Below are 12651 nucleotides of genomic sequence, written 5' to 3' on the forward strand. Positions count from 1 at the left end.
TGCGGTAGAAGCAGGCCTTCGCTCCCTTCGAGATCACACCATGGCTGTCGATTGGCTCGTAAAGGCTGCATTGTTCGTCCCGGCCTTCATGGCGATCACCGCGCTTTGCGTCTGTCTGCAGCGGCGGCGGGCGCGGCGGCATGGCGAATGGCGCTATCTGACGCCCGGCCCGTATCTCTGGCTCGGCCTGTTCTCCGGCCTCCTCGTCACCGCCGTCGCGACACTGGTGGTCTGGGGCGAGCGCGTCGATCGGACCTCCGGCCTGCTCTTCACCAGTGCCTCCGCCGGCCTCACCCTCTTCCTCGCCGCCAGCGCCCTGATCGAGCAGGTGCGCTGGAACGGCGAGCGCGTCGAGCGCCGGACGGTCACCGGCCGAGTGATCTCGCTGAGTTGGAACGAGCTTGCGCGGATCGGTGTGGACTGGTCGAGCTATCTCTGGATCTCCTCCTTCGACGGGCCGCGCCTGCGCATCTCGACCTATGACAACGGCTTCGACGAGCTCGCCTTGATGATCCGGGACCATCTGCCGACGGACTTGCCGCCGGCCTCGCCGGAACTCGACGGAGAGCCGATGCTGGCGGAGGCACGGGCACGTGGCCGGGCCTGAGCGCGGCTCTCTGACCTCTTGACCGGGATGCCGTGCCGCTTGCATCACCGCAGCGCGCAACCCGGACCCCTCGCCCATGCCCGTCTTCGCCCTCCCCTTTCCGGTGATCGACCCGGTCGCGCTGCAGCTCGGCCCGCTCTCGATCAAATGGTACGGGCTCGCCTATGTCGTCGGCCTGCTCGGCGGCTGGTGGTATGCGCGCAAGCTCGCCGCGGCCGAGGCGCTCTGGGGAGGACGCAGGCGGCCCGAGGTCGATTCGCTCGACGATTTCCTGCTGTTCGCTGCGCTCGGCGTCGTGATCGGTGGCCGGCTCGGCTTCGTGCTGTTCTATAATCTCGGCGAGTACCTCGCCAATCCGCTGGAGATCTTCGCGGTCTGGAAGGGCGGCATGTCCTTCCATGGCGGGCTCGTCGGCGCTGCGGCCGGCCTGTGGGTCTTCGCCATCAGGCGCGGCTACCCGCCGCTCTCGGCGCTCGATCTGGGTGCTGCGGTGGCGCCGATCGGCCTGTTCCTCGGCCGCATCGCCAATTTCGTCAATGGCGAACTCTGGGGCCGGCCGGCGCCGGACGTGCCCTGGGCGATCGTGTTTCCGCATGGCGGCCCGGTGCCACGCCATCCGAGCCAGCTCTACGAGGCGTTCAGCGAAGGCCTGCTCCTGCTGGTGCTGCTGATGATCGTGGTCAAGATGGGCGGGTTGAGGCGGCCGGGTCTCGTCGCCGGGCTCTTCGGCATGGGCTATGGCATTGCCCGCACCACCTGTGAGTTCTTCCGCGAGCCCGATCCGCAGCTCGGCTTCCTGTTCGGGACGAGCTGGCTGACCATGGGCATGGTGCTGTCGGCGCCGCTCTTCCTCGCCGGCCTCGTCCTCGTCCTGCGGCGCAAGGAGCCGGCTGAAGCGTGAGCCTCCTGGCGCAGGAACTCGCGGAGCTGATCCGCCAGGAGGGACCGCTCGGCGTCTCCCGCTACATGGCGTTCTGCCTCGGCCATCCCCGCCACGGCTACTATATGAAGCAGGACCCGTTCGGCGCCGCCGGGGACTTCACCACCGCACCCGAGATCAGCCAGGTCTTCGGCGAACTGATCGGTCTCTGGGCCGCGAGCGTCTGGCAGGCGATGGGTGCGCCGGCCTCGATCCGCCTGGTCGAGCTCGGGCCGGGGCGCGGCACGCTGATGCAGGACATGCTGCGGGCGGCGGGGGCGCTGCCGGCCTTTCGCGAAGCGCTCTCGGTTCATCTGGTCGAGATGAGCCCGGTGCTGCGCGAGCGGCAAAGAGAGGCGCTGGTTGCGAGCGTAGCGCAGCCGCACTGGCATGATCGGATCGACCAGGCGCTGGACGGCCCAGCGATCGTCGTCGCCAATGAGTTCCTCGACGCATTGCCGCTCGACCAGTTCGTGCGCACGCCGGAGGGCTGGCGCGAGCGGCTGGTCGGGGTGGATGACGAAGGCGGGCTCGCATTCGGCTTGGCGGGAGAGACCGACAACTCGCTTTCGGGCGTTGCTCCGGTCGGCTCCGTGCTGGAACAGCCCACCGCCGCATTGGAAGCGGTCGCGGCCATCGCCCGCCATGTCGCAACCGCAGGCGGTACCGGGTTGTTCATCGATTACGGCCCGGCCCGCTCCGGCTTCGGCGATACGCTGCAGGCGCTGAAGCGCCATGCCTTCGTCGACGTGCTGGCCGAGCCGGGCGATGCCGACCTCACAGTCCATGTCGACTTCGCCCGGATGGCGCAGACGGGGCTCGCGGCCGGAGCGGCGGCGCACGGCCCGGTCACGCAGCGCGACTTCCTGTTGGCGCTCGGGCTGCAGCAGCGCTTCGAGGCGCTGTCCCGCCGCGCGACGCCGGCACAGTTCGAGACCCTCGCCAGCGGAATCGAACGTCTGATCGAGACCGGGCCGGCGGCGATGGGCGAGCTCTTCAAGGTGCTGGCGGTGGCTGACCCGAAACTGCCGCTGCTGCCCGGATTTGACCTTCATCGCCTGCCAGAGCAGGGCCGCCCCTGAGAATGGATGCACCGCCATGTTCATCACCTCGCCCGAGCTCGCCCAACAACCCGGTATTCGCCACGCCTTCTTCACCCGGGAGGGCGGCGTTTCCGGCGGGATCTACGCCTCGCTGAACGGCGGGCTCGGCTCGAATGACGACCAGGCCCATATCGCCGAGAATCGCGCCCGCATGGCTAGGCAGATGGGCGTCGAGCGCGACCGGCTGGTCAGCGTCCACCAGGTGCATTCGCCGGATGTGGCCGTGGTCACCGGCCCCTGGCCAGGGGAGCGGCCCAAGGCCGATGCGATGGTCACGATCGCGCATGGCGTCGCGCTCGGCATCTCCACCGCCGATTGCGGCCCGATCCTGTTCGCCGACTCGGAAGCCGGCGTGATCGGCGCCGCCCATTCCGGCTGGAAGGGCGCCTTCACCGGCGTGATCGGCGCCACCGTGACCGAGATGGAGAAGCTCGGCGCCAGGCGCGAGCGGATCATCGCCGTGCTCGGCCCGACGATCAGCGCTGCGGCTTACGAAGTCGGCCCGGAGTTCATCGAGCGCTTCAAGGGCGAGAACGCGACCTTCTCCCGCTTCTTCCACGCTTCCGAGCGGCCGGCACATGCAATGTTCGATTTGCCGGCCTTCATCGCCCATCGCGCGCAGGAGGCGGGTATCGGCCGCTTCTACAACATGGCCCTGTGCACCTATGGCGACGAGGCGCGCTTCTACAGCTACCGCCGCACGACTCACCGGCAGGAGGCCGATTACGGGCGACTGATCTCGGCGATCGCGCTCGGCTGAATCCCGCTCGAACCGGTCTGTCAAAGAGAGCCGATGACGATTCCGGTGGCCAAGCCCCCCCGCAACGTCGCGTTGCAGGATTGGCTTTCCGGCGAGTTCGAGTTGCATGCATTCTGGCGCAGGCGCATCCTCCCTTTGCCATCCACCTTGGCTGAGGGGTTGAACATGGAACAGATCCTGATGAACCTGGTCGCAGGCGCGATCGGTGGCAATGCGGCCAGCAAGGCCTCTCCTACCTTTGATATCGGTAGCATCGGCAACACCATCGCCGGCCTGGTTGGCGGCGGCGTACTCGGGCAGCTCATTCCCATCGTGTTGCCTGCGATTTCGGCTGCGGCGATGGGCGGCAATCTCAGCGTCGGCGGCGTCATCACCAACCTGATCAGCGGCGGCGCCGGTGGTGCCATCCTCACCGCGATCATCGGCGCCATCGAGAACAAGGCCGCGGCCTGATCCTTCCACCTCGGAGCTGCCGCCCCGGCGGCGGCTCCCCTTGCGACAGGATCAGTCCACGATGTCGGGCGTGCGCCAGGCAATGTGCTGGCCGGCATCGACCGCGATCATCTGGCCGGTGATCGCTTTGGCGCGCGCCAGATAGAGCACGGCCTCGGCGACGTCGTCCCCCTCGACCTTGCGCCCGAGCGGCGTGCCGCCGACCTCCGCCGCCAGCCGCGCTTCGCCGTCATGCGGATTCGCGAAGGTCGGGCCCGGCCCGACCGCGTTGACCCGGATGCGCGGCGCCAGCGCCTGCGCCATCGTCGTCGTCGCCGTGAGCAGCGCCGCCTTGGTCAGCGTGTAGGAATAATATTGCGGCGTCAGCTTCCAGACGCGCTGGTCGACGATGTTGACGATCGCGCCCAGGCAGTCCGCCGGCAGGCGATTCGCCATTGCCCCGGCAAGAACCGAGGGCGCCCGCAGATTGATCGAGAACTGGCGATTCCAGGTGGGCACATCCAGTGCCGTGAGGTCGTCGACCAGGAAACTCGAGGCGCTGTTGACGAGCAGGCTGACGGGACCGAGCGCGGCTTCCGCCTCCGGCACGATCCGCTCGACCGCCGCGGGATCGACGAGGTCGGCGACGACGACATGGGCCCGGCCGCCTGCCGCGCCGATCTCGTCCACCAGTGCCAGCGCCTCGGTGCGCGAGCTGTTGCAGTGGACCGCGACCGCATAGCCGGCCTTGGCCAGGCGCAGGACAATGGCGCGGCCGATGCGCCTTGCCCCGCCGGTGACGAGGGCGACCTCAGCCACCGGGGCCTCCATTGCCGTTGCCGCGGACGCTGCGACGCTGGAGCCGGCGCTCCCAATGCTTGGCGACGCGCAGATAGCGGTAGAAGGCGTAGTTCATCGCGGTCATGAAGCCATAGACCCCGCGCAGCATGTGACGCCGCCCGATATAGGCCTTGATGAAGTTCGCTGGAAATTCCGCGACCAGGCGGAAGACGGACAGCGTCTCGCCGCGCGCGTCGAGATCATCTGCCTGCGCATCGCTGTAGGCATTGAGCTTCTGCATCTGCTCGCCGAGCGAACGCACCGAATAATGATGGATCGTGCCCTTGAGCTTGCCGACGCGCGCGCCTGGCGCAAGGTCGACACGGTCATGCACCGGCGACGGCGAATAGCGCCCCTTGTCGGCCCGATAGAGACGGACCGGCGAGAGCGCATAGGCGAAGCGGTGCGGCGCACCCTCTCCCGGGAAGATCTCGGCGATGCGCAGGCGATAGGCGTCGCAGGCCGGCTGGCCCTCGGCGAACAGCGCGGCAATCTCTGCGACGAGCTCCGGCGGCGTCACCTCATCGGCGTCGAGGTTGAGCAGCCAGGGATGGCGGCATTGCTCCTCGGCGAAGCGCTTCTGCGGTCCATAGCCCGGCCAGCCACGCTCGATCACGCGTGCGCCCAGATTCATGGCGATATCCTGGGTGCCGTCGGTCGAGCCGGAATCGATCACGACGATGTCGTCGCTGAGGCCGCGGATGGCAGCGATCGTGCGCCCGATGCGGTCGGCTTCGTCGCGCGCGATGATGAAGATCGAAAGCGGTGGCACGCAGGTCTCGGCGGGAAAGGCGGGGCCAGTCGGCTAAAGCATGGGTCGGAGCGGCCTGCAAGCAGTCGGCGCATGACGGGGCTGCACTTGCGAGGGAACCAAAAGCCGATCCAGGCGATTATGTGATCGTGGCCCGTAGTCGCTGCCGTTGCGTTAGTATTCGGTTAGCCAATTCACACTGCCTTAACAAAGACTAACCGAAATTGATCAATATGCCTTGCCTGTTCCGGATCGTGCCGCAATTTCGCCTCGGTCTGACCAGCACATGTGTTCTCGCCGCAACAGACACGGCCCGTCACCTGCCTTATAACGAGGCTACTGAAATCACCCGCCGGCCAGCGCCGGGAATACGATGACTAAGGAGTTTGTCATGAAGAAGTATCTGCTTTCGGGCGTTGCGGCCCTCGGCCTCATCGCTGCCGGCGCTGCCTCCGCTGCCGACCTGCCGAGCCGCAAGGGCCCGGTCGTTGCTCCGGTTTACGTTCCTGCCTTCACCTGGACCGGCTTCTACGTCGGTGCCAACGCCGGCTACGGCTGGGGCAACATGGACTCGCGTGGCGTCAGCGCCTTCGGCGATCTCGACGGCTTCGTCGGCGGTGGCCAGATCGGCTACAACTACCAGCTCGGCCAGATCGTCCTCGGCGTCGAAGCCGACTTCCAGGGCGCTGACCTGAAGGCTGGCCCGAGCTTCGCCGGCCTCGGCATCGTCAGCGAAGGCAAGACCGAGTGGTTCGGCACCGTCCGCGGTCGCGTCGGCTTCGCCTTCGACCGGTTCCTGCCCTACGTCACCGCTGGTCTTGCCTACGGCAACGTGAAGACCACCCTTGTCCCGGGCGTGACCATCAACGGCCTGAACTCGGACTCGAACACCCACACCGGCTGGACCGTCGGCGGCGGCGTCGAGTACGCCTTCACCAACAACCTGGTCGGCGGCGTCGAGTACCTCTACGTCGACCTCGGCGACAAGCGCGTCTTCAATGGCGGCGACAAGGTCAGCACGGACTTCTCGGTGGTCCGCGCCCGCCTCAGCTACAAGTTCTGATTTTCTCCTCCCGGAGACGGAACGAACCCGGTGGCCTAGGCCACCGGGTTTTTTGTTGTCTTGACGCGTTGGAACATCGTTCTGGGTAAGCTGCAGGGCCAATTCAGCCGCAGCGAAACGGAACGCCAGAATCCATCCTGGGGTTCAGCGACCTACGAAGATTTCCGGAGCTGCGCGGATCCGCCGCTGATCCGGAATCACGACACAAGCTGATTAGGCGAGCGCTAGCCCTTGAAGCGTGTCGTCTCGAAAGCCGGCACCTTGGCGGCGAAGCCGTCGAGCCAGGCGACCAAAGCCGGATGATCGGCGCGCCAGGCTCCGTCGAAGCGCAGATCGAGATAGCCGAGAGCGCAGGCGAGCGCGATCTCGCCGATGCGTGGGCGCTCGTAAGCGGGCGGCGCGGCTTCGAGTGTGGCCAGCGCCCGGGCGATCTTGCCGGCCTGGTTCTCGGTCCAGGCTTGGCTACGCATCTCGGCCGGGCGCAGACGAACCTCGTAGACCTGCAGCAGCCCGGCATCGCAGATGCCGTCGGCGAGCGCCTGCAGGCGCAGTTGCGCGAAACGCGCCTGCCCGGCCGGGAAGAGCCTGTCGCCGCCGACGAGGTGATCGAGGTATTCGATGATCACCCGGGAATCGAACAGCGTCGAGCCATCCTCGAACACCAGGGTCGGGACCTTGCCGAGCGGATTCTGGCGTCGCAGCGATTCCGCCGGATCGTTGGTGTCGGCCGGCACCACCTCGACCCGCCCCTCCAGCCCGAGCTCGGCAATGGCGATCTTGACCTTGCGGCCGAAGGGCGAGGTCGGGGAGGAGCGCAGGATCAGCATCGGTGCAGCCTTCGGGTTGGCAGGACGAGCGGTCAGCCGTCGGGACGAATCGCCTCGCAGCGATAGCGCGGGCGCGGCCCCTGCGCGAGGCGTTCGCACAGAGCCGGCAGCAGGATCTCCGCCTCCTGAGCCAGCAGCCAGGGCGGATTGACCAGGAGCATCCCGGTTGCGCTCAGGCCACCGGCAGCGTCGGGGCGATCGACGTCGATCTCCATCCGGAGCAGCCGGCCGATGCCAGCATCGAGCATCGAATCGAGCAGACCTTCGACTGCACGCTCTTCCTTGATCGGATACCAGAGCGCGTAGATGCCGGTCGGCCATTTGCGATGCGCCGCGATGAACTCGGCGGCGAGCGTCGCAAACTCGTCCTTCTCCTCGAAAGGCGGGTCGATCAGGACGAGGCCGCGCCGCTCCTTGGGCGGGACATTGGCCCGCAGCGCGGTCCAGCCGTCGATCTCGAGCGCCTTGCAGCGCTCGTCGCGGCCGAGTGCCTGGCTCAGCTTGCGGAAGGTATTCTCATGCAGTTCGGCCGCGATCAGCCGGTCATCCGCGCGCATGGCATGGCGGCAAAGCCACGGCGAGCCCGGATAGGTCTCAGCGCCGTACCGGCTGCGTGCAGCCGAGAGCGCCTCGCGCCAGGGTTTCAGCAGTGCCTCAACCTGCGGCGCGAGCGGCGCCTGGTCGAGCCGCGCGACGCCGTCGCGCCATTCATGGGTCTTCAGCGCCTCCTCGGAGCCGAGATCATAGCGGCCGGCACCGGCATGGGTGTCGATCACGCGCCACGGCTTGTCCTTGGCGTTGAGATGCGTGAGCACGCGCATCAGCACGACATGCTTGAGCACATCGGCGAAATTGCCGGCATGGAAACCGTGGCGGTAGTTCATCTCGTCAGCGGATCGCGTTGACGCGGAAATCGCGGGCGCGGCAGCCGGAACGATCGACCTCGCCGCAGCTGCGGAAGCCGCGCAGGTCCTTGCTGAAGCAGATGCGCACCTCCTCCAGCACGCCGCGCCGGCAGGAAACCGACATCATGTCGGTGCGCAAGCCAGGATTGGCGTCGACGAAGGCCCGTTCGAGGTCGAGCACCGTCCAGCTCCGCTCGCTGTCGACGCTCGCCAGCGCCGGCGGAAGCTTGACCTTCTCCCGGGCGCGGCGGACATCGGCGAAATAGTCGGACGGGCTTGAGCCGGAGCAGGTGCCGTGCTTGCGCCACTGATAGCGCGCGAGACTTTCGGTCGGGAACAGGCCCTCGGCCTGATCCATCGCCATGCGCGACGGGCTTCGGCCGGAAGGGCCGCAATCGCTTGGAAATCCCCGCTCATATTGCGGCCAAAGGCCGTGCACGACGAAGCCGAGATTGGCGCCGGGAGCGCATTGCTCGCGATTGCGTCCGCGCCCGCCGTCGATCTCGCAGAAGCCCGGCGACCAGGACAGGGCCAGGACGTAGAAATCGAAATCGCCCGGTGTACCGCCGCGATCATGGCGGCCTTGCGCCAGGGCGGTGCCGCCGAGCGCGCAGAAGGCAAGCAGGCCGGCGGCGATTCGCTTCAGTCGCATAGCTGCGCTTTGATCAGGGACGGGCCATCTTGCAATCGGGAGCATAGGAGCGGTGGCGATCGAGCCCTGAGACGCACCAGTTGACGTTCCAAGTGTAGCCGAACAGGCCGAGATTTTCGCGCACCGAATAGTCGACCCGCCGCAGCACGCCGTCATTGGTCAGGACGCGCGCGGTACAGAAGCGGCGCGGGATGAAATCATCGCCCCAGGGACGCCAGGCGATCGGCTGGACGCGGTCGAAGGTGACCGCCTGCAACGGGCCCCAGAACTTGGCCTCGCGCGAATTGAAGCGGCTGGTGATCTCGCCGAGCACCGCCGGATCCTCGCAGGCCGGCAGATTGCCATACATCGGGATGATGCGCTCTTCCGCCCGGTCGGCGGGATGGACGTAACGTCCGCCTGCCGCTTGGGCGGACAGGCCGCTCAGGCAGAGCGCGGCTGCAAGGGTGGAGAGAAGGGAAACCCGGCGCATGGGGGCCTCGTGCGGGGAAGAGTCAGCTGCCATCACGATGGCGACGGGGCCGGTCCCGGTCAAGGCGGCGGAGCGCTCGCACCGCCTGTCGAGCGGCCTCTGTGGTATTTCGATCGTGCCGGATGCGCCGCCAGGGCGGAGCCCGGACACGGTATCAGCGATCTGTCGCGAAGTCGCCATGCTCGCAGGACGGCGAGCATGGCGATGAAGAGATATGACTCAGGCCGCAACCTTGGAAGCCTGCCGGACCTCGTCCGAATAGTCTTCCATGATCACCTTGCCCATATTGCCGGTGACAAACTTGTAGGGGCCGATCTCGGAGACCAGCGTCACCTCGGCAGCCGAGCCGGTGATAAAGCACTCGGCGAAGCCTTCGAGCTCTTCCGGCCGGATGCGGCGCTCGACCACCTCGAAGCCGCGCTTCCGGCACAGGTCGATCACCGACTGTCGGGTGATGCCGTTAAGGAAGCGGTCGGCAAGCGGGGTGTGGACCACGCCGTCCTTGATGAAGAAGATGTTGGCGCCGGTGCACTCGGCGACATTGCCTTCCCAGTCGAGCATCATCGCATCGGCATAACCGGCGCGCTCGGCCTTGTGCTTGGAGAGCGAGCAGATCATGTAGAGCCCCGCCGCCTTGGCGTGGACCGGCGCGCAGGCCGGATCGGGCCGGCGGTATTCGGCGAGATCGAGCCGCACGCCCTTCAGCTTCTGCGCCATGTCGAACATGCTCGGCCACTCCCACACCGCGATCGCCGTGTGGATGGTGTTGTTCATGCCCGAGACCGCCATCATTTCCGAGCCGCGCCAGGCGACCGGGCGCAGATAGGCGTCCTTGAGGCCGTTCTCCTTCAGGCAGAGATACTTGGCGGCGTCGATCTCCGCGACCGAATACGGGATCGTGAAATCCATGATCTCGGCCGACTTGTGCAGGCGCTGCGAGTGCTCGGTGCACTTGTAGATCACGCCGTCATAGGCGCGCTCGCCCTCGAAAACGCAGGAGCCATAGTGCAGGCCATGGGTGAGTACGTGCACCTTGGCCTCCTTCCACGGCACGAGCTTGCCGTCGAACCAGATGACGCCGTCGCGCTGGTCGAAAGGAATGACAGACATGATACAGTCCTCCAGGTGCTTTTCTTGCCGCCACTCCGCCACAGGCCGGAAAGGCGTGCAAGCGCGGTATCTATGCTGCGCCGAGACCGGCACTTGCGACATAATCGGTCGCCCCGCGTGCTTGACCGGTAATCTTACGTCTGAGATATGTCAACAAGGCTGACATAAAAAATGAGCGTGATGGTGAGCACACCCGTATTGCATCCAGCGTCTGCCGTCCCATCCGAGGCGCCTGATAACTCAGTGCCTTACGAGTTGATCGAGCTGTTCTTCTTCGCCTATCGCGACTTCGTCGGCGATCCCGACCGCATCCTCGCCGATTACGGCTTCGGCCGCGCCCATCACCGCGTGCTGCATTTCGTCGAGCGCCGGCCGGGGCTGACCATCGCCGAGCTCCTCGACATCCTGCAGATCACCAAGCAGAGCCTCAACCGCGTCCTGAAGGAGCTGGTCGAGACCGGCTTCGTCGAGTCGCGCACGGGCACGCAGGACAAGCGCCAGCGCAACCTCTACGCCACCCAGGCCGGCCGCGAGCTCGCCGTCAGGCTGGCGCAGCTGCAGGGCAGGCGCATCAACGGCGCGCTCGCCCAGGTCGGACCTGAGGCGGGCGAGATCGTCGCACGCTACCTCGCGGGCTTGATCGACCCATCCGAGCGCAGGAAGGTGCAGGACGCGCTCGCCGGGCCGCGGTGACGAGACGACGACACAGGATGACGATGCGCAGGATTCTCTTCGGCTTCGCCGCCATGACGGGCTTCGTCACAGCAGCGGCAGCGCAGGACGTGACCGGCAACCTCAAGGGCCCCGCCGCCGAGAGCGTGACCCGCTATCTCAAGCAGACCCGCATCCCCTGCTATACGCAGAAGGGCGAGGAGACTTGCCGGATCATCGATACTGCCAGCGATGCCAGCCTGTTCCATGGCAGCTTCAAGAATGATCCGACGCCCCATGCCGTCGCCTTCGTCAGCTATCAGTACGACCAGACCGGCAACGCAATGAACCAGATGGCGATCGTGTTCAGGGAGGCCGGTGGCCGCTGGATGCCGGTCGGCCGCGTCGATGAGACGGTCGGCATGGAGCCCCGCCAGGTCCAGTTCGGCCAGGGCGTCATCGCCTATACCGGCACGGTCCTCGGCCCGAACGATTCCCGCGCCAGTCCGACCGGCCGCGGCCGCTTCAGCCTCAAGGTCACCGACCGGGGCGTGACCTTCGGCAAGGCCGGCCGGTGAGAGCAGGTCGCGTCCGGCGGCAGGCCAGGCACGCCATACGCGTTGCAGAACGTTAGACAATGTTATCCGGGACCTCCCCAGGCGCGGGCCTGAGTTCGGGCGGCCTATGCTATCCTGATGCGAAGGCAGTGGCGCATCGGCCGGTGCCGGAGGCGGAAAAAGGAGCTCAGATGGCGGCCAGCGTGCTCAAGCCAGTGCCTGACGAGGCCCCTCATATCCTGGTTGTCGATGACGATCGCCGCCTGCGCGACCTGTTGGCGCGCTTTCTCGGCGACCATGGCTACCGCGTCACCACCGCTGCCAACGCCGCTGACGCCGATAATCGCCTCGGCCATCTCGTCTTCGACGCCATGGTGCTCGACGTGATGATGCCCGGGGAGAACGGCTTCGACTTCGCCCGCCGCCTGCGCAAGAGCTCGCAGGTGCCGATCCTGATGTTGACCGCCCGCGCCGATTCGAACGACCGCATCAACGGCCTGGAGATCGGCGTCGACGACTATCTCTCAAAGCCCTTCGAGCCGCGCGAGCTGATCCTGCGCCTCGGCAATGTCCTCAAGCGCAACGCCCAGCCCGAGGCGCCGTCTGCGCCGATGCGGCCCGACTATGTCCGCTTCGGCCCCTTCATCTACGGCCTCGCCCGCGGCGAACTGCGCCAGGGCGAGGAGTCGATCCGCCTGACCGAGCGCGAGCGTGAGATCCTGACCACATTGGCCGAACGCGCCGGCGAGCATGTGCCGCGCGAGCAGCTGGCCAACCAGGGCTCCGCCGCCAACGACCGCACCATCGACGTGCAGATCAACCGGCTGCGCCGCAAGATCGAGCGCGACCCCGCCGACCCGCTTTATCTCCAGACCGTGCGCGGCATCGGCTACCGCCTCGTCGTCGACAGGACCTGACCGGCATGGCCGACGCTTCGCTCAGGCGTCGCCTCGTCCCGCTCGCCGCGCGGACGCTGGCGAAGCTGCGCATCGCCAGCGGCAA

The 12651-nt window shown here is 66.8% G+C and carries 16 protein-coding genes; 9 read left to right on the top strand and 7 right to left on the bottom strand.

Annotated features, from left to right (window positions below):
* The first annotated feature begins 40 nt into the window (after positions 1-40).
* From CXY91_RS24285 to CXY91_RS24305, 5 genes are all read left to right on the top strand, one after another.
* On the top strand, positions 41-607 hold the full coding sequence (locus tag CXY91_RS24285; protein ID WP_100964083.1) for a hypothetical protein: 567 nt from the start codon (positions 41-43) through the stop codon (positions 605-607).
* A gap of 76 nt (positions 608-683) precedes the next feature.
* Positions 684-1508, top strand: a complete 825-nt coding sequence (gene lgt / locus CXY91_RS24290; protein WP_100964085.1) for a prolipoprotein diacylglyceryl transferase — start codon at positions 684-686, stop codon at positions 1506-1508.
* On the top strand, positions 1505-2608 hold the full coding sequence (locus CXY91_RS24295) for a class I SAM-dependent methyltransferase (RefSeq protein ID WP_199777550.1): 1104 nt from the start codon (positions 1505-1507) through the stop codon (positions 2606-2608). The genes lgt and CXY91_RS24295 overlap by 4 nt, the downstream gene beginning before the upstream one ends.
* A 16-nt stretch (positions 2609-2624) precedes the next feature.
* Positions 2625-3389 carry a peptidoglycan editing factor PgeF gene (pgeF, locus tag CXY91_RS24300; protein ID WP_100964087.1) on the top strand — a complete coding sequence of 255 codons (765 nt, stop codon included), beginning with the start codon at positions 2625-2627 and terminating at the stop codon, positions 3387-3389.
* A gap of 165 nt (positions 3390-3554) precedes the next feature.
* Positions 3555-3842 carry a hypothetical protein gene (locus tag CXY91_RS24305; protein WP_100964260.1) on the top strand — a complete coding sequence of 96 codons (288 nt, stop codon included), beginning with the start codon at positions 3555-3557 and terminating at the stop codon, positions 3840-3842.
* A gap of 51 nt (positions 3843-3893) precedes the next feature.
* Here the strand turns inward: CXY91_RS24305 and CXY91_RS24310 are convergent, their stop codons facing one another.
* Together CXY91_RS24310 and CXY91_RS24315 are read right to left on the bottom strand one after the other, a co-directional pair.
* Complete coding sequence (locus CXY91_RS24310) at positions 3894-4640, bottom strand: SDR family oxidoreductase (RefSeq protein WP_248307618.1); 747 nt, start codon at positions 4638-4640, stop codon at positions 3894-3896.
* Positions 4633-5433 (bottom strand): glycosyltransferase family 2 protein, encoded by an 801-nt coding sequence (locus CXY91_RS24315; RefSeq protein ID WP_100964091.1) that lies wholly within the window; start codon positions 5431-5433, stop codon positions 4633-4635. Before CXY91_RS24315 ends, CXY91_RS24310 begins: the two co-directional genes overlap by 8 nt.
* Before the next feature lie 370 nt (positions 5434-5803).
* Here CXY91_RS24315 and CXY91_RS24320 point away from each other — a divergent pair, with 370 nt between their 5' ends.
* On the top strand, positions 5804-6475 hold the full coding sequence (locus CXY91_RS24320) for an outer membrane protein (RefSeq protein ID WP_100964093.1): 672 nt from the start codon (positions 5804-5806) through the stop codon (positions 6473-6475).
* A gap of 224 nt (positions 6476-6699) precedes the next feature.
* On the opposite strand, the gene CXY91_RS24325 is transcribed toward CXY91_RS24320, so the two are convergent.
* From CXY91_RS24325 to CXY91_RS24345, 5 genes are all read right to left on the bottom strand, one after another.
* Positions 6700-7302, bottom strand: coding sequence for a glutathione S-transferase (locus tag CXY91_RS24325; protein WP_199777551.1), 603 nt, complete (start codon positions 7300-7302; stop codon positions 6700-6702).
* A 32-nt stretch (positions 7303-7334) separates the two neighbouring features.
* A complete protein-coding gene (locus tag CXY91_RS24330; protein ID WP_100964095.1) occupies positions 7335-8186 on the bottom strand; it encodes a 23S rRNA (adenine(2030)-N(6))-methyltransferase RlmJ in 852 nt (283 codons plus the stop codon).
* Positions 8187-8190: 4 nt separating this feature from the next.
* Positions 8191-8859 (bottom strand): ribonuclease T2 family protein, encoded by a 669-nt coding sequence (locus tag CXY91_RS24335; RefSeq protein WP_100964097.1) that lies wholly within the window; start codon positions 8857-8859, stop codon positions 8191-8193.
* 13 nt (positions 8860-8872) lie between these two features.
* On the bottom strand, positions 8873-9331 hold the full coding sequence (locus CXY91_RS24340) for a hypothetical protein (RefSeq protein WP_100964100.1): 459 nt from the start codon (positions 9329-9331) through the stop codon (positions 8873-8875).
* 219 nt (positions 9332-9550) lie between these two features.
* The gene (locus CXY91_RS24345; RefSeq protein ID WP_100964102.1) at positions 9551-10441 is read right to left on the bottom strand and encodes a branched-chain amino acid aminotransferase; all 891 of its coding nucleotides are present in this window, start codon (positions 10439-10441) and stop codon (positions 9551-9553) included.
* Between the two features lie 180 nt (positions 10442-10621).
* On the opposite strand from CXY91_RS24345, the gene CXY91_RS24350 reads away from it, so the two are divergent.
* The 3 genes from CXY91_RS24350 to CXY91_RS24360 all read left to right on the top strand — a co-directional run bounded on the left by CXY91_RS24350 (position 10622) and on the right by CXY91_RS24360 (position 12566).
* A complete protein-coding gene (locus CXY91_RS24350) occupies positions 10622-11134 on the top strand; it encodes a MarR family winged helix-turn-helix transcriptional regulator (protein ID WP_465246893.1) in 513 nt (170 codons plus the stop codon).
* A 23-nt stretch (positions 11135-11157) separates the two neighbouring features.
* The gene (locus tag CXY91_RS24355) at positions 11158-11670 is read left to right on the top strand and encodes a hypothetical protein (RefSeq protein ID WP_158673570.1); all 513 of its coding nucleotides are present in this window, start codon (positions 11158-11160) and stop codon (positions 11668-11670) included.
* A 170-nt stretch (positions 11671-11840) separates the two neighbouring features.
* A complete protein-coding gene (locus CXY91_RS24360; RefSeq protein WP_091839347.1) occupies positions 11841-12566 on the top strand; it encodes a response regulator in 726 nt (241 codons plus the stop codon).
* The last annotated feature ends 85 nt before the right edge of the window (positions 12567-12651 follow it).

This window comes from Allobosea sp. FBZP-16 (assembly GCF_002831785.1).
In the GTDB taxonomy this organism is placed as follows: domain Bacteria; phylum Pseudomonadota; class Alphaproteobacteria; order Rhizobiales; family Beijerinckiaceae; genus Allobosea; species Allobosea lupini.